The organism is Verrucomicrobiota bacterium (assembly GCA_016871535.1).
Classification (GTDB): Bacteria; Verrucomicrobiota; Verrucomicrobiia; order Limisphaerales; family SIBE01; genus VHCZ01.
In genome coordinates this window covers 1-13,480 of the sequence record VHCZ01000171.1, presented here as the reverse complement: position 1 = coordinate 13,480, position 13,480 = coordinate 1, and the positions used below count along the sequence as shown (strand labels likewise).

Below are 13,480 nucleotides of genomic sequence, written 5' to 3'. Positions count from 1 at the left end.
GAAGCTTCCCATGAACCGTTCGACGTTCAACGTTCGATGTTCGATGCGAGCGAGAAATGCTTGGGAACCTGCCGTGCCCCTCACGGTAGGGCGAGCCTGTCCCCAGCGAGCCGGACTGGACGTGTTCCACACTCGTCGAGCGGCTCGCCGGGACGGACTCGCCCTACCCGGCTCATGGCTCAAGGCCGGATGGAGGTTCCGTCTTTCCTGCGGACCGGCCGCCAGTAACCGGGATCGGAAGGATAGGGGAATTTCTTTGCCAGTTCCTCGTTCAGGTCCACGCCCCAACCCGGCGAATCGTTCACGTGCATGTAACCGTTCTTCATCGTCGGGCAGCCGGGGAAGACGTCCTGAGTCGCCTGATTGAAACGGACGGTTTCTTGAATGCCGAAGTTCGGGATCGCCAGATCGAGGTGCGCATTGGCCACGTGGCCGACGGGAGACACATCTCCCGGACCGTGCCACGCGCTCCGGACGTTGAACCATTCCGCAAGGGTGGCAATTTTCCGCGCCACACTCAGGCCGCCGACTTGCGAAATGTGGACGCGGATGAAGTCGATCAGCCGGTCGGTGATCAGGCCGACCCATTCGTGCGGGCTGTTGAACAATTCGCCCATCGCCAGCGGCGCCTACGCAAATGACGAGATCCCAAGGCTACTGCCCGATGAAATACTGGGTCTGAACTGCGAACTGAGTCTTCCCCAGCCCTCCAGCCGCCACCGCAAGTCCCAACTCAGGGAAGCAGGTTATGGACCTGCTCAAAACCCACGAACCCACCCCTTCCCCTCCCGGGAGGGGAGCTTCGTCTGGCGTCGCAGAACCCAGTTCCCCTCCTGAGAGGGGCGACGGGGTGGGTTGGTTCATGGGACTCTCGCCCCCCGTGAACCAGGTAGGGCGAGTCCGTCCCGGCGAGCCGCTCGACGTGACTGAAACACGTCCGAGTCGGCTCGCTGGGGACAGGCTCGCCCTACCGTCCGGTTCATGGGAAGTTCTCCCATGGTTGCAGCCTGGGCTGGATATGCTTGCGCGCGGCAAGCCTGCAAAAAAGAATCGAGTTCCTCAGGAGTAGGAACGACCGCAAGTGTCTTCATCGTCCGCATCGCGTCGTGAGGCAGGCCTTTCTCTTGATGCGGCGAAGCGTGGAGCCGGCGTTCCGAACCGTCAAGGCGGAAACCCCAGTCCGGGCGGCAACCCGGTGCATCCACAAGTTGGCGGTGAAGCTATACAGATTTTCAATCTGCCGTATCGCCGACTTGTAGTCGGCGGCGCGACCAACTCACCCGACCGCACCGGATTGGCCGGCGCACCGCAGCCATCAAGCTCGACAGTTTCTCGGTCTTGAACTGGTCGATCTGCCGGGCCAAACGTTTGATCAAACGCTGTTCTCGCCGGCTCAACCATTCCTGGAATGACTGAAGCCGGGGGAATTCGTGAAGGAAACGTTCCGTGAACCGCAGTTGAACTTGCGTGTCCCGCAATTCGCCGAACGTGTCCAGGCGCTTTTTCAATTGCCGCTCCGTCTTCGCGAGGGATTCATGCGCAATCATGGCCCGCATCAAACTCACCAGCGCCAGCAACCGCCGCGTCTGGACGCGCAGGTCATGGACTGAGGTGTCGGAGAATTGTTCCTGGCAACGTCGGAGTTTCTTCCGGTAACCGCGCCAGAGCGTCTGAGTCGAATCCAGGAGATGCGCCTTGAGCGTCAAGCCCGTCTTCGGCTCCGGCCACAGTTCGGTGTTCAAGGAAGGCATAGCGAGATCAGCAGGGAAGAGAGGGAGGAGAGCCAAGGGGCATTCTCGGCGTCATTCCCAAATTCGACAAAAGTGGCCAGAGTGAAGGGGCAGGCACAGCGTGAATGCGGCTCGCTACAGCGCGAACGTGCCGACAAACGCCGCGAAGACGGACGTGATCTCCCACTTTCGATTCAGGCTTGAACCCTGGTAGCTCGCGTAACTCGTGAAACCCACCCGCGCGTCCTTCACGTCGGTCAGAGGCGGGTAATACACTTCGGGGCTGCCGCATGGCGGCTTCTGGCCCGACAACCCCAGCGTCGAAATCTCCACAAGGCCCGCCGCGGCCACGGTCACGGAAACGGGGTCCGAAGGATTGTCGCGTTCGATTTTCACGGCGCCGGTCTTGATCTCGACAAGCTCCGAAACCAGCCGGCCGCCCTGGGTCCGGACGAAATCGAGCAACGCCTCCTTTTGTTCGGCGTTGGCCCGAGCGTCAAGGAACACGACGGCTTTCCCGTCCCGAGGGTGCAGTTTCTGGTCACCCAAGGTGTCCTCGGTGGCGACGACGGCGACCACGTTCAACCCGCCGAGCGCCACGCCTTTCCAATCCCCGTGGCGGATGGACCACGCCAGAATGCCTTCCTTGCCGGCCAGCCCCATTTCACCGTTCACAAAACAAGTGCCGGCATACACGTTGCAGGTCCGGACTTCGACGTAATCGCCGGAGAGAGTCGAAGGCTTGGCGGCCCAAGACGACGCCAGGGTCACGGCGAGCATGGTCAGAAAACAAGTTTGTCGTTTCATTGGTTGATCTTTTCTCGTTATCACTTCGACGCAGGTTTAGAATCGTTCCCGCTAATTCGACCGGCCTTGACCTGGGTCAAGATCGGGACGCTATTGACGAGACGGTGCGATGGACGACACGAAAAAGGCATGTAGTCCCGCCTTTAGCCGCCTTTAGGCGGCCCGGACCGGCTAAAGCCGGGACTACGAACAAGGAGATGTCGTCTTCCCACGTTTTCCTCAGTATGATCCCGGTCAAGCCATCGTGTGGATCTGCGAGAACGAAACCGAACTCTCGGCGCGGGTGCGGCCCCACGGCCCCACGGCGAGAGGGAAGCCGACGTGAACTGATGTCAACGACTGTTCCAGACGCCTTGGCAATCAACCGCGCTTTTTACGCGGCCCACGCCCAGGAGTATTGTCGCAAAACCGCCGAGCCCCGCCGCGATGAAACGTACCGGCCGTTCGCGGCCCTGTTAACTCCCGGCGCGCGCGTTCTGGACGCGGGTTGTGGTTCAGGACGAGACAGCGTGGCGTTGGCGCAACAGGGATTCCGCGTCACCGCCATCGACGCTTCGCCGGAAATGGTCCGTGAGGCGTGTGCCCGCGGCGTGGATGCGAGAGTTTTGACATTTCAGGAAATGGAATTCGCTTCCGAGTTCGATGGGATCTGGGCCTGCGCGTCGCTGCTCCATGTGCCGCGCGCGGAAATCCCTGGCGTGCTGCGCCGCTTTCATCGGGCGCTGCGCTCACCGGGCGTGCTCTATGTGTCGCTCAAAGACGGGACGGGAGAAGGCATCGCGGAAGAGGGACGCTTCTTCAGCTACTTCACGCTGGCTGAATTCGGCGAGCTGCTCACCCAGGAAAACTTTCGGGGGGTCAAAGCCTGGCAGAGCAGCGACAGGGAATTCTCCGGCGCGGAACGGAGCTGGGTGAATTTCCTCGGTGCATCCCGAATATGATTTGTCTCCATTCGCGGTTGAACAATGCAGCCGAAACCTCACGCAAAGGCTGCCAAGGCCGCAAAGGCGAGGCGTTTTCTTTACTCTCCATTGCCACGGTTCCTCCTGTTCCTGGCCTTGCGTGAAAGAAATTGGCCTGGACGGGGCGTTTTGCTCTGATCACCATGAAATCGCAAGCATCGTTCGGGGCCATGAGCCAGTCCAATTGCCCCGCGCTGCGTGGAACTGAAGAATGAGTCTGTCTGGTTTCAAGTTGAACTACGCGCTTTTTTGGGGGGTGCTCCTGGGCACAACCACGCTGCCTGCGTCCTTGCACGCCGCAAGCCCCGTCGATTTCAACCGCGACATTCGACCGATCCTTTCCGAGAACTGCTTTCAGTGCCACGGGCTCGATGAAAAGGCCCGCAAGGCGAAGCTCCGGCTCGACACGCGCGAAAACGCCATCGCGGCGCGGCAGGATGGAGCGGCCATCGTTCCGGGCCTCAGCCGCGAGAGCAAACTGATCGAACGCATCCGCCGCCTCAGTCTGGATCTCATCGGACTGCCGACTTCGATTGCGGACGCCGACGAGTTCGTTCGCGACCGGACCCCAGACGCTTACGACAAACTCGTGGATCGTTTGCTCGCGTCGCCGGCGTTTGGCGAGCACTGGGCGCGCTTGTGGCTGGACCTGGCGCGCTTCGCGGATTCGGTGGGTTACGGCTCCGATCCGTTGCGGCCCATGTGGCGTTACCGCGACTGGGTCATCGAAGCTTTCAACCGGAACTTGCCCTTCGATCAGTTTTCGCCGCCAGCCGACCAACACGCCGCTGCAGGCGTTCGTGACTTTGAACGACGCGGCGTTCTTCGAGATGGCGCAGGGATTAGCGTTGCGCATTTGCCGGGAAGGCGGCTCCACTGCCGCGGACCGCGTCCGTTTTGGGTTGCGGCTGGCGTTGCTTCGGCCCCCTGCCGAGGTTCAAGTCCGGGCTTTGGAAACGCTCTACCAGAGCGAGTTGGCGCATTATCGAACCGATCCAGAGGCCGCCAGGAACTTGTTCAAAGGAACGCCCGGCGGGATACCGAGCGACGTTGCCCCGGCCGAGCTGGCCGCGTGGGTTGTCGTCTCGAACGTTTTGCTGAACCTGGACGCGCTGTTGATGAAAGGATGAATCAGATGGAAGAGAGATTTGACCACGGATGACACGGATGGACACGGATGAGTTCGGCCTTCGACCCGCTTCATATCCGTGTTTATCCGTGTGATCCGTGGTTGAGAATCTGCGAGCCTATGAACCTTCATGCTGCCCAAACTCGCGCGCTCACGCGCAGGCATTTTCTCTTGCAGTGCGGCGCCGGCGTGGGCGCGATGGCGTTGAACTCCTTGCTGGGCCGCGTGGCTCAAGCATCAGAGACCCTTCGCTCCGCTACTCCACTCGCCCCCAAGAAACCGATGCTGTCCGCCAAGGCCAAACGGGTGATTTACCTCCACATGTCCGGCGCGCCGCCGCAGATGGACCTCTTCGATTACAAACCGAAGCTCAAAGAATTGCACGGCACGCCTTGCCCGAAAGAATTCTTCGAAGGCAAACGGCTCGCGTTCATCAAGGGCCATCCCCGATTGCTCGGTTCGCCGCACAAATTCACGCAGGTCGGCCAGAACGGGACGTGGGTCACGGAGTTGTTGCCGCATTTCCGCGGCATCGCCGACGATGTGACGATGATTCACTCGATGTCCACCGAGGAATTCAACCACGCCCCAGCCGAACTCCTCCTGTTCACGGGCGCCTCGCGATTCGGGAGCGCGTCGATGGGTTCATGGGTGACGTACGGCCTCGGCTCTGAAAATCAGAATCTACCCGGCTTCATCGTGCTGGTCTCCGGCGGCACCGACCCGACCGGCGGCAAGGCGCTTTGGAGCAGCGGATTCCTGCCGTCAGTTTATCAAGGCGTCCAATGCCGCTCGGTAGGCGATCCGATCCTTTACACGTCCAATCCCAATAGCATGAGCCGCGATGTGCGCCGTCGCAGTCTGGACGCGCTCAAACAATTGAACGAATTCGAGCTGAAAACCGTCGGCGACCCGGAAACGCTCACGCGCATCAGCCAGTTCGAGCTCGCGTTTTTGATGCAGGTCTCGGTGCCGGAGGTAATGGACATCAGCAAGGAACCGGCGGCGGTGCGGGAAATGTACGGCGCGGCGCCGGGCAAAGCTTCCTTCGCCAATAATTGCCTGCTGGCGCGGCGCCTGGTGGAACAAGGCGTGCGGTTCGTGCAATTGTTTGATTGGGGCTGGGACATCCACGGCACCGGCACGGGGGACGATCTCATGACCGCGTTTCCGAAGAAGTGCAAAGACATCGATCAACCCGTCGCAGCGCTGATCAACGACCTCAAGCAACGAGGCCTGCTGGAGGACACGCTTGTGGTGTGGGGCGGCGAGTTCGGGCGCACTTCGATGAACGAAGAGCGCGACGGGTCGGCGTTTCTGGGCCGCGATCATCATCCGGGATGTTTCACGATGTGGCTGGCGGGCGGCGGGGTCAAACCGGGACTGCGCTACGGCGCGACGGACGAACTGGGCTACACCGTCGTGGAAAACAAAGTCCACGTGCACGATTTGCAGGCGACGATCCTTCACTTGCTGGGTTTGGACCCACACAAGCTCTCGTTCCCATTCCAGGGCCTGGACCAGCGCTTGATCGGGCCGACGGAAGAACCGCAAGTCGTGAAGGACATTCTCGTATGAGCCACGACGTGGCCCCACACACCCGTTCCCCTTCCTCGCAACCTGACGGTAGGGCGAGCCTGTCCCCAGCGAGCCGAGTCGGACGTGTTCCAAGCGCGTGGAGCGGCTCGCCGGGACGGACTCGCCCTACCGGCGACCAGTGCCACTCCGCCGTTTCCGAAACACTTAGTCTGGATGAAAACGAACGCCATCACAAAGCTCCGTGAAAAACTGCGGACCGGGAATCCCGTCTTCGGCCTGTGGGTCACTCTGGAATCCGCGAGCATCACTGAAATGGCCGTGGCCCTCGGGTTGGATTGGGTCGTCATCGACGCCGAGCACGGCCACCTGGATTGGAAGGACATTACCGAACACCTCCGCGCCGCCGTCCGGAGCGACACCGTGGTCCTGGTGCGGGTGGCTGAGTCGAACATCGGTTTGATCAAACGGACGCTGGACATCGGCGCGGACGGCGTGGTTATCCCGTGGATCGAAACGGCGGAACAACTGCGCCGGGCGGTCGCCTTCGCGCAGTATCCGCCCCAAGGTGTGCGCGGCATCGGCGCCGATCGCGCGACGGTCTGGGGACAAAGTATTCTTCAGCACGCCCAGGAAGCGAACGAGCATGTCCTCGTCGTGCCCATCATCGAAACTGTGACCGCCGGCCGCAACGTGCATGAGCTTTGCCAGGTCCCCGAAGTCGAGATTTTTTTCTTCGGCCCCGCCGATTACTCTTCCACGGCGGGCTACCGAGGCCAGTGGGAAGGGCCGGGCGTGGCCAAGCAGATTCTGGCGATCAAAGACTTTCTGCGGCGCGCGGGCAAACATTGCGGGGTGATGACGACCAACGAACAAAATATCTTCGAGCGGCTGGACCAGGGTTTTCAGGTGCTCGGGCTCGGCCTCGACAGCGGGCTGATGCTGCGTTCGCTGCGTTCTGCGCTCGCGGCCGTCGGGCGCGACCGGCCCTTGTCCACCAGTCTTGCGCCCGAACAGCCGTTGTTGCCGGCGAAGAATTCTGTTCAAGGCACTGAAGCGCCGCGCACGCGCCGCAAAGGAAAATCGCAATCGTGAGCACGCATCTCCAGAGTAGGGCAGGCATCCTGCCTGCCTCCGATTCGTGGGGAGAAACGTTCGGAAAGCGGCAGGCTGGAAGCCCGCCCTACCTTCGCAAGCCGCCATGGAAAGACTTTCCCCACTGACCACTGACCCTGCCCCATGTCCACTCCAGCCAAATTCCGCGTCAAACTCGCCGGCGACTTCCACTATCCCGACGGCTCGCTTCGCTATCCCGACATCGGATTAAGTCTGTTGGAAGGGGCGAAGCACATCGAAGTCTCGCGCTTCGCCGAACACCGCAACGTCATGGGCGCCGACCAGATTGGCGACGCCAACGGCGTGATCGTGCTCGCCGCGAGGGTCACGAAGGAGACCCTCAAATCGCCGGAAAACCTCCTTGCGCTCGGCCGGTTCGGCGTGGGCTACGACAGCGTCGATGTAGCGGCGTGCACTGAGGCAGATGTTGTGTTGTACATCACACCAGGCGCTGTGAACCGCTCCGTCGCCGAAGCCACGGTTTGCTGGATGATGGCCCTCACGCATCACGTCCGGGCGAAAGACCTGCTCTTGCGCGAAGGCCGGTGGGATGACCGGACGCGTTACATGGGCTGCGAACTGCGCGACCGCACCCTTGGCATCGTGGGCTTCGGCCGCATTGGCCAAACCGTGGTGGAACTGCTGCGCGGCTTCGGCATGAAGCCGCCGATTGCCTTCGACCCTTATGCCAAACCGGAAGTCGCCGCCGCGAACGGCGTGACGTTGGTGGCTTTGGATGAATTGATGGCCCAGGCCGATTTCGTCTCCCTCCATTGCCTGCTCAGCGACGAGACGCGCAATCTGATTGGCGCGCGCCCGCTCAGCTTGATGAAGAAGACGGCTTACCTGCTCAACACTGCGCGCGGCGGCATTGTTGACGAGGACGCGCTTTTCGACGCGCTGAAGAACGGCCGCATTGCCGGCGCAGCGATCGATTGCTTCGTCGGTGAACCCATCACGAAGCCGCATCGTTTCCGCGAACTGGAGAACGTGTTGCTGGCACCCCACTCGATATGCTGGACGGAAGAATTGTTCCGCGACATTGGCCGCATGTGCTGCCAGGAAATGCTGGATTTGTCGCTGGGGAAAAAGCCGGTCGGCGTGGTCAATCCGGAAGCCTTCGAGAAACCGAGCTTCCAGGAAAAGTGGCGAAGGCTGATTCGGCGTTGAGATTTGGATTTGGATTTCGGAGCTATGGCAAGTAATCCAAGGAAAACAACTGCGTATCCGCCGACCAGCAGATACTCAACGCCGTTTGAGTTCAGTGAATTCAGCAACCGCTTGAATTCGGGCGGAAGCAGCATCGTAACCATAGCGAACGGGCACAGGCACCAGTGGCGGCATGGGCGGAATCACCGTCGGTGTGGAGATGAAGGAAACCTTTACGCCGCCCGGCTCCATCACCGCCGAAGGCGTGTTGAAGGCCGCGCTCACCGAGCTTTGGGAGAAGGCGCGCAAAGCGAAGCTTACCACTGTTACCGTGCTTTCAGTGCGCCTGTTCGACGCCACGGACGCCTTCCGCATGTTGCACGTCACACTCCGAAACTCACGCTTACGCGCACACTGTGTTCGCAGACAGTCCGCACACCCCTGACCTTGGGCCACTTCACGTTTTTCGCGTCGTATTCTTCGAGGAGCGAGCAAAGCAGGTCGAAATAGTCGGCTTGGTCACGGGTGAAATCATCACGCCAGAGGGCCATGGCATCGGTGACTTCCACAACATTCGCGTAGTCCACCGCGTCGTGGATGGGACGCGGCAGGAACACGCGACAGAGGCCCGCGTAGTCCTTCGGCAAGTCTAGTCTTGAAAGCGGATTCTCGTCTTTGTCTTCACAGCAGATGATCGTTAAGACGCAAGAGACATCGCCAAACATCCTCGAACACGGGCGGATTTGTTGGTAACTGGTGTTGTTACTGAGGGAAATGATCTCGTAAGTTATTGACTTACAAGATGGTGGAGCCGAGGGGAGTCGAACCCCTGACCTTCTCATTGCGAACGAGACGCTCTACCAACTGAGCTACGACCCCAGCCGCATCGGACCGGAACCCTATACGAAAGTCCGGAAAATGCAACTGCGGGTTGGAACCGGCACACCGGTGCCAGACGCGCGATGGTATCCCCTCGTTAAGGTAGTTAGTTAAGGTGGGGCGAGGCTCCTGCGGAGCCAATGCCATTGAAGACAAGCTCCGCAAGAGCGTCGCTCCACCGGCGTTAACTGAGGTTTACGCGCGATGGTTGAATTCCCGTTCAGAGGTGCGTAACTTTGTCCTGTGCTCGCACGATTGCTCACAGCGTGTTGGTTGGCCTTATCGATCGGTTGCGGGAAACCGCCGGCTCAAACAAGTTCTCCCTCCAATCCTGATCAGGAAGCCAGCGCCGCCGCGGCTGTGAACGAGGCTCAAATCGCCGCCGCTCTGAATGAATTGACCCAAGGCGTGCGCAAATACAGCGTCGAGCAACGGCGCGTGCCCAAGAATTTGGAAGAAGTTCTCGCGAGTGGCTACTTGAGCCGCATTCCGCAAGCGCCGTCGGGAAAGCGATTCGCGATCGACAAAAACCTCCAGGTTTATCTGGCCAATCAGTAGTCCACAAGACGAGGGAACAGTGAAACGAGGACGGCTTATGAACGACAAGACTTTTTCTCGCACAACTGCCGCAGGGAGCCTGCGCCGAGCAGTTGCCGCTTTCACTTTGATAGAGCTCCTGGTCGTGATCGCGATCATCGCGATCCTGGCGAGTTTGCTTTTGCCGGCCCTGGCCGGCGCAAAGGCGCGGGCGCAACGGCTGAAGTGCACGGCGCAAATGAAGCAACTGGGTCTCGGATTCAGCCTGGCCGCGGCCGATCGCAACGACCAGTTGCCGCCGACGGCCTACGCCACGGGCGATTACCAGTATCAACTTTCGTGGGACGATTACCTGCACAAGTATATCGGCGGCACTGCGCCCGACGCGGACCTGATCGTCGGGATTTCGGGAGGCATTGCTGACCGCAATTCAATTCCCAAAATTCTGAAATGTCCGGCGGACCGGATTCAAATCACCATTGCCTGGGCCGTGTTTGGCCAGCGGAGAACCTACGCGATGAACTGGGCCGGGCCGTCTTTTCAGATCACAGCCAAAGGCGGCGCTTTGCCGCCTCCAACGCACGGCGTCGGGATCTATTACAATCTCCGAAGCTCGGCGCCGGCGTCGCTGCCGGATTGGGAAGCGCCCGGCTTCAAGGAGAGCGTGATCGAAGATCCGGCCGGCACGTTGCTGCTCGTCGAACAACCCGAAGGCGGGAACATCGCCGGCAATGACTGGCCTTCGTTCTCCATGGGACCAACCGGCCCTTCGGCGGGCGACCAGACCCCTTACCAAATTGCGGTCGGAGGAAGAAGCAATTGGGGCGCGGCCGCGTACGGTCTGCATGGCCGGCGTTTCAACTACTTGTTTCACGATGGCCACGCCTCCATTCACAGGATCACGGACACCGTCGGCCGAGGAACGACGAACGCGCCGAAAGGAATGTGGACGATGACCGCGGGAGATTAGATGAGTTTGCCCGTCGAATTCGCCCAATTTGCCGCGCGCTCCCAGCGCGCCGAATACATCGCAAGGCGGTTCAAGACCCAATTGCGGAACAAGGTGCTGGACGTGGGCTGCGACCAGGCAGTGCTGAAAAAACTGGCCCCGGGCGTGGAATATTTCGGCATCGACATCGCCGGGCAGCCGGATCTCGTGGTCGATCTAGAACAAACCGAGCGCCTGCCGTTTGACGACGCGAGTTTCGATTGCGTCGTGTGTTCGGACGTGCTCGAACATCTGGAAAACATTCATCGGGTGTTCGACGAACTGGTGCGTGTGGCGCGCCGCACGATCGTCATTTCGCTGCCGAACAACTGGGCCAATGCCCGCCGGCCCTTGGCGCGCGGCCGCGGCAGCATCGGGTTCTACGGATTGCCCGCGACGCGTCCCGCCGACCGGCACCGCTGGTTTTTCAATCTCCAAGAGGCGCGCGCGTTTCTCGAAGCCCAGGCGCGGCGGCACGGCTTGACGGTCCGCGAGATGCACGCCATGGAAAAGCCGCGATTGACGCTCTTGCGCTGGATGCGCCGTCTGGCTCACGCCACGCAAATGCGCTACCTCAATCGCTACGCCCACACGCTCTGGGCTGTGCTGGAAAAAAGGTGAGCGTCAATCTGCGCTGCGGGCGGGCGAGACGGAAGGCATGACTGTCGAGCGGCGCGCCGGGACAGACTCGCCCTACCGCTGGACAGGCACGGCGGCCGGCTTCTGGAACCAGACGTAGGTGCCGCGACCGAGCCAGCGCTTGAACGGAGTCACGACGTTGCGATTGAGCTGGCGCGGGATGTTCCAGAGTTGCCCGGCCCCAAGCCATTTGATCAACGGCAGACGATACACGCGCAGGCCCGCCTTTCCGCCCAGCGCTTCGAGCGCCGCGCGTGTGAAAAGGTTCACGTGCTCCAGCGGCGCCAGCGAGTCGAGCGTCTTCGCGTTCAACACCCGGTTGTCGCCGGTTCGCTGCGCCGCAGCGAGGATTCGCGGCAAGGCTGGATTGTCCGGTGTGCTCATTTTCAGGAACCCGCCCGGCTTGAGGCACGCGGCCAGTTTCTGCGCGACCGGCAGCGGTTGACTCAAGTGCTCCATCACTTGATCCACATTGATGAAATCGAATCGAAATTCATCCAGCCGATCGAAGGAAACGATCTGGAGGCCGCGCCGGGCGCAGAAGTCGGCGGCGGAGCGATTGACCTCGACGGCGAACACATCACAGCCGTGCGCCAGCGCCACACTCGCCCATTTGCCCCAGTTGCAGCCGAAGTCCAGGACGGCGGGCCGTTTCGCGTGGCAAAGCTGGCGCAGAACCAGAATCTCCTCGGTCATGTGCGCGAACCAGTGCAGCTTCTGTTTCGCGATTTCCTCCAGAAAGAATTCCTCCCCGGCCGGCGCGGAATACCAGCCGGCGAGTTCGTGGTCTTCCATCACCCAGGTTTGAAAATGCAGCCTCGACTCCGGGCAGTGCCGAATCTCATAGGACTTGTCCGCGACGAGTGCCGCCAGGTTGCCCCGCGCAATCATCGGCGTGAACTCGGGCCGGGAAAAGGGGCGAGAAAAGATCACGGAGGCCGGCGCGCCGGTGATAGGGCAGTCCGTGCGCTGGATCATGGTAATCGGAATGCGTCAACGGTGGCTTCCCGTCGTGCGTTGCCTGTCGATCAGGGCGGCCAGACGCCCGAGGCTTTCGGGCTGGCCTTTGAGTTCAAGTAGAGGCCTCAGTTCTGTTCGGATGAGTTCCAGGTTCAAACGTCCCCATTGGCGTGCCAAAATTCCTTGAACGTCAATCCAGTCATCGTCTCGGCCCGCAAAGCACTTATGGGTTACCAAATCTTCAGCACTGCACGTGCGCAACGCGTGGAGGCCGCCGGCCAGCCAAATCGTGCTCCGTTCAATGGCGCGTGCTTCAAATGGAATCGCTCCGAGTGCGAGGTCGATCGGTGTGCCTTGCGAGCCCACGAGCAACAGGACGCGGTTGTGGAGGGCAAAGTCTAGCGAGTCTGCCCGGCGTCCTCGAAAATGCTTGAGCAGTTCTTCTGCAAAGGCCTCCTCCGTTCCGAACCCAGTCAGGAGTGTCAAATCCACATCGTCCGTGACGCGAGGCTCTCCCCACCGATGCACCGCAATCCCCCCGATAAAGCAAAACCTCCAATGACGCTGTTCACAGAAACTCTGGATTTCCAGAGCGGTCGCGAAAACTTCGTTCATGAGCGCCACCGATGGAACCAGGCTTGTTGTTCCACCAAACCGCATTCGCGATCCGGTCGGCGCCACGGCTTCGGCAAAGACAAAAGCGCTTCGGTTTTTCGCCACGCCTCCTCTTCCGTGAGAGCCATCAACTCCTGCCGTTTCGTTTCTTCCAGGGCAACCGCCGCGTTCCGCCATTGTTCCATCCAGCGACGCTGTTCTTCCATGGTCGTGGCCAATTTCATCTAATCTGAGAGTAGCGGAAATGACTGGTCTGTCAGTCCGAAAGAGTTCGGCCGTTCGACCGAGGCCGAGCGCATTTGGGTTTCAGAGCGTGTCCGAAAATTGCGCGGGGTCCTGCGGCGAGGGATTTTGGCTGTGGCCAAGGCGGCGAGGTCCGAGCATCCCCAACGCGGGCTGTAAGGACCGAGCCAACGCAGGCCACGGACAAAAG

General features: G+C 60.8%; 18 protein-coding genes and 1 tRNA gene. 9 read left to right on the top strand and 10 right to left on the bottom strand.

What is annotated here, in order from left to right; all coding sequences use genetic code 11:
* Positions 1-179: 179 nt before the first annotated feature.
* From FJ398_19220 to FJ398_19205, 4 genes are all read right to left on the bottom strand, one after another.
* Complete coding sequence (locus FJ398_19220; GenBank protein ID MBM3840052.1) at positions 180-617, bottom strand: hypothetical protein; 438 nt, start codon at positions 615-617, stop codon at positions 180-182.
* 37 nt (positions 618-654) lie between these two features.
* A complete protein-coding gene (locus tag FJ398_19215; GenBank protein ID MBM3840051.1) occupies positions 655-1,035 on the bottom strand; it encodes a hypothetical protein in 381 nt (126 codons plus the stop codon).
* Positions 1,036-1,232: 197 nt separating this feature from the next.
* Positions 1,233-1,751, bottom strand: coding sequence for a CHAD domain-containing protein (locus FJ398_19210; GenBank protein MBM3840050.1), 519 nt, complete (start codon positions 1,749-1,751; stop codon positions 1,233-1,235).
* A gap of 114 nt (positions 1,752-1,865) precedes the next feature.
* Positions 1,866-2,537 carry a DUF1326 domain-containing protein gene (locus FJ398_19205; GenBank protein ID MBM3840049.1) on the bottom strand — a complete coding sequence of 224 codons (672 nt, stop codon included), beginning with the start codon at positions 2,535-2,537 and terminating at the stop codon, positions 1,866-1,868.
* 329 nt (positions 2,538-2,866) lie between these two features.
* Between FJ398_19205 and FJ398_19200 the strand changes: the two genes are divergently transcribed.
* The 6 genes from FJ398_19200 (at position 2,867) to FJ398_19175 (ending at position 8,450) form a co-directional block, all read left to right on the top strand.
* On the top strand, positions 2,867-3,478 hold the full coding sequence (locus FJ398_19200) for a class I SAM-dependent methyltransferase (GenBank protein MBM3840048.1): 612 nt from the start codon (positions 2,867-2,869) through the stop codon (positions 3,476-3,478).
* A gap of 232 nt (positions 3,479-3,710) precedes the next feature.
* Complete coding sequence (locus FJ398_19195) at positions 3,711-4,661, top strand: DUF1549 domain-containing protein (protein MBM3840047.1); 951 nt, start codon at positions 3,711-3,713, stop codon at positions 4,659-4,661.
* An 87-nt stretch (positions 4,662-4,748) separates the two neighbouring features.
* A complete protein-coding gene (locus FJ398_19190; GenBank protein ID MBM3840046.1) occupies positions 4,749-6,206 on the top strand; it encodes a DUF1501 domain-containing protein in 1,458 nt (485 codons plus the stop codon).
* Positions 6,203-6,412: a hypothetical protein gene (locus FJ398_19185; protein ID MBM3840045.1), complete on the top strand. Its 210-nt coding sequence runs from the start codon at positions 6,203-6,205 to the stop codon at positions 6,410-6,412. Before FJ398_19190 ends, FJ398_19185 begins: the two co-directional genes overlap by 4 nt.
* Positions 6,381-7,259, top strand: a complete 879-nt coding sequence (locus FJ398_19180) for a hypothetical protein (protein ID MBM3840044.1) — start codon at positions 6,381-6,383, stop codon at positions 7,257-7,259. The genes FJ398_19185 and FJ398_19180 overlap by 32 nt, the downstream gene beginning before the upstream one ends.
* Positions 7,260-7,403: 144 nt before the next feature.
* The gene (locus FJ398_19175; protein MBM3840043.1) at positions 7,404-8,450 is read left to right on the top strand and encodes a hydroxyacid dehydrogenase; all 1,047 of its coding nucleotides are present in this window, start codon (positions 7,404-7,406) and stop codon (positions 8,448-8,450) included.
* 75 nt (positions 8,451-8,525) lie between these two features.
* Here the strand turns inward: FJ398_19175 and FJ398_19170 are convergent, their stop codons facing one another.
* The 3 genes from FJ398_19170 to FJ398_19160 all read right to left on the bottom strand — a co-directional run bounded on the left by FJ398_19170 (position 8,526) and on the right by FJ398_19160 (position 9,308).
* Complete coding sequence (locus FJ398_19170) at positions 8,526-8,738, bottom strand: hypothetical protein (GenBank protein MBM3840042.1); 213 nt, start codon at positions 8,736-8,738, stop codon at positions 8,526-8,528.
* A gap of 74 nt (positions 8,739-8,812) precedes the next feature.
* Positions 8,813-9,154: a hypothetical protein gene (locus FJ398_19165; protein MBM3840041.1), complete on the bottom strand. Its 342-nt coding sequence runs from the start codon at positions 9,152-9,154 to the stop codon at positions 8,813-8,815.
* Positions 9,155-9,232: 78 nt separating this feature from the next.
* Positions 9,233-9,308, bottom strand: a tRNA-Ala gene (locus FJ398_19160).
* A 360-nt stretch (positions 9,309-9,668) separates the two neighbouring features.
* Here FJ398_19160 and FJ398_19155 point away from each other — a divergent pair.
* Genes FJ398_19155 through FJ398_19145 form a run of 3 tightly spaced genes read left to right on the top strand, consistent with a single transcriptional unit; the run spans position 9,669 to position 11,454 of the window.
* Positions 9,669-9,866 (top strand): hypothetical protein, encoded by a 198-nt coding sequence (locus FJ398_19155; protein ID MBM3840040.1) that lies wholly within the window; start codon positions 9,669-9,671, stop codon positions 9,864-9,866.
* A 37-nt stretch (positions 9,867-9,903) separates the two neighbouring features.
* A complete protein-coding gene (locus tag FJ398_19150; GenBank protein ID MBM3840039.1) occupies positions 9,904-10,815 on the top strand; it encodes a prepilin-type N-terminal cleavage/methylation domain-containing protein in 912 nt (303 codons plus the stop codon).
* Complete coding sequence (locus tag FJ398_19145; GenBank protein MBM3840038.1) at positions 10,816-11,454, top strand: methyltransferase domain-containing protein; 639 nt, start codon at positions 10,816-10,818, stop codon at positions 11,452-11,454.
* Between the two features lie 72 nt (positions 11,455-11,526).
* Here FJ398_19145 and FJ398_19140 read toward each other — a convergent pair whose 3' ends face one another.
* The 3 genes from FJ398_19140 to FJ398_19130 are packed head-to-tail and all read right to left on the bottom strand — an operon-like array spanning position 11,527 to position 13,271.
* Positions 11,527-12,450 carry a class I SAM-dependent methyltransferase gene (locus FJ398_19140; GenBank protein MBM3840037.1) on the bottom strand — a complete coding sequence of 308 codons (924 nt, stop codon included), beginning with the start codon at positions 12,448-12,450 and terminating at the stop codon, positions 11,527-11,529.
* A gap of 15 nt (positions 12,451-12,465) precedes the next feature.
* Positions 12,466-13,047, bottom strand: a complete 582-nt coding sequence (locus tag FJ398_19135; GenBank protein ID MBM3840036.1) for a hypothetical protein — start codon at positions 13,045-13,047, stop codon at positions 12,466-12,468.
* Positions 13,044-13,271 carry a hypothetical protein gene (locus tag FJ398_19130; GenBank protein MBM3840035.1) on the bottom strand — a complete coding sequence of 76 codons (228 nt, stop codon included), beginning with the start codon at positions 13,269-13,271 and terminating at the stop codon, positions 13,044-13,046. The genes FJ398_19135 and FJ398_19130 overlap by 4 nt, the downstream gene beginning before the upstream one ends.
* Positions 13,272-13,480 lie beyond the last annotated feature (209 nt).

Bases quoted from the DNA above. Each gene is read 5' to 3' on its own strand.
- FJ398_19200 (MBM3840048.1), top strand. From the start codon at position 2,867: ATGTCAACGACTGTTCCAGACGCCTTGGCAATCAACCGCGCTTTTTAC.
- FJ398_19175 (MBM3840043.1), top strand. From the start codon at position 7,404: ATGTCCACTCCAGCCAAATTCCGCGTCAAACTCGCCGGCGACTTCCAC.
- FJ398_19180 (MBM3840044.1), top strand. From the start codon at position 6,381: ATGAAAACGAACGCCATCACAAAGCTCCGTGAAAAACTGCGGACCGGG.
- FJ398_19220 (MBM3840052.1), bottom strand. From the start codon at position 617: ATGGGCGAATTGTTCAACAGCCCGCACGAATGGGTCGGCCTGATCACC.
- FJ398_19165 (MBM3840041.1), bottom strand. From the start codon at position 9,154: ATGTTTGGCGATGTCTCTTGCGTCTTAACGATCATCTGCTGTGAAGAC.
- FJ398_19205 (MBM3840049.1), bottom strand. From the start codon at position 2,537: ATGAAACGACAAACTTGTTTTCTGACCATGCTCGCCGTGACCCTGGCG.
- FJ398_19185 (MBM3840045.1), top strand. From the start codon at position 6,203: ATGAGCCACGACGTGGCCCCACACACCCGTTCCCCTTCCTCGCAACCT.
- FJ398_19190 (MBM3840046.1), top strand. From the start codon at position 4,749: ATGAACCTTCATGCTGCCCAAACTCGCGCGCTCACGCGCAGGCATTTT.
- FJ398_19130 (MBM3840035.1), bottom strand. From the start codon at position 13,271: ATGAAATTGGCCACGACCATGGAAGAACAGCGTCGCTGGATGGAACAA.
- FJ398_19195 (MBM3840047.1), top strand. From the start codon at position 3,711: ATGAGTCTGTCTGGTTTCAAGTTGAACTACGCGCTTTTTTGGGGGGTG.
- FJ398_19150 (MBM3840039.1), top strand. From the start codon at position 9,904: ATGAACGACAAGACTTTTTCTCGCACAACTGCCGCAGGGAGCCTGCGC.
- FJ398_19210 (MBM3840050.1), bottom strand. From the start codon at position 1,751: ATGCCTTCCTTGAACACCGAACTGTGGCCGGAGCCGAAGACGGGCTTG.
- FJ398_19145 (MBM3840038.1), top strand. From the start codon at position 10,816: ATGAGTTTGCCCGTCGAATTCGCCCAATTTGCCGCGCGCTCCCAGCGC.
- FJ398_19140 (MBM3840037.1), bottom strand. From the start codon at position 12,450: ATGATCCAGCGCACGGACTGCCCTATCACCGGCGCGCCGGCCTCCGTG.
- FJ398_19135 (MBM3840036.1), bottom strand. From the start codon at position 13,047: ATGAACGAAGTTTTCGCGACCGCTCTGGAAATCCAGAGTTTCTGTGAA.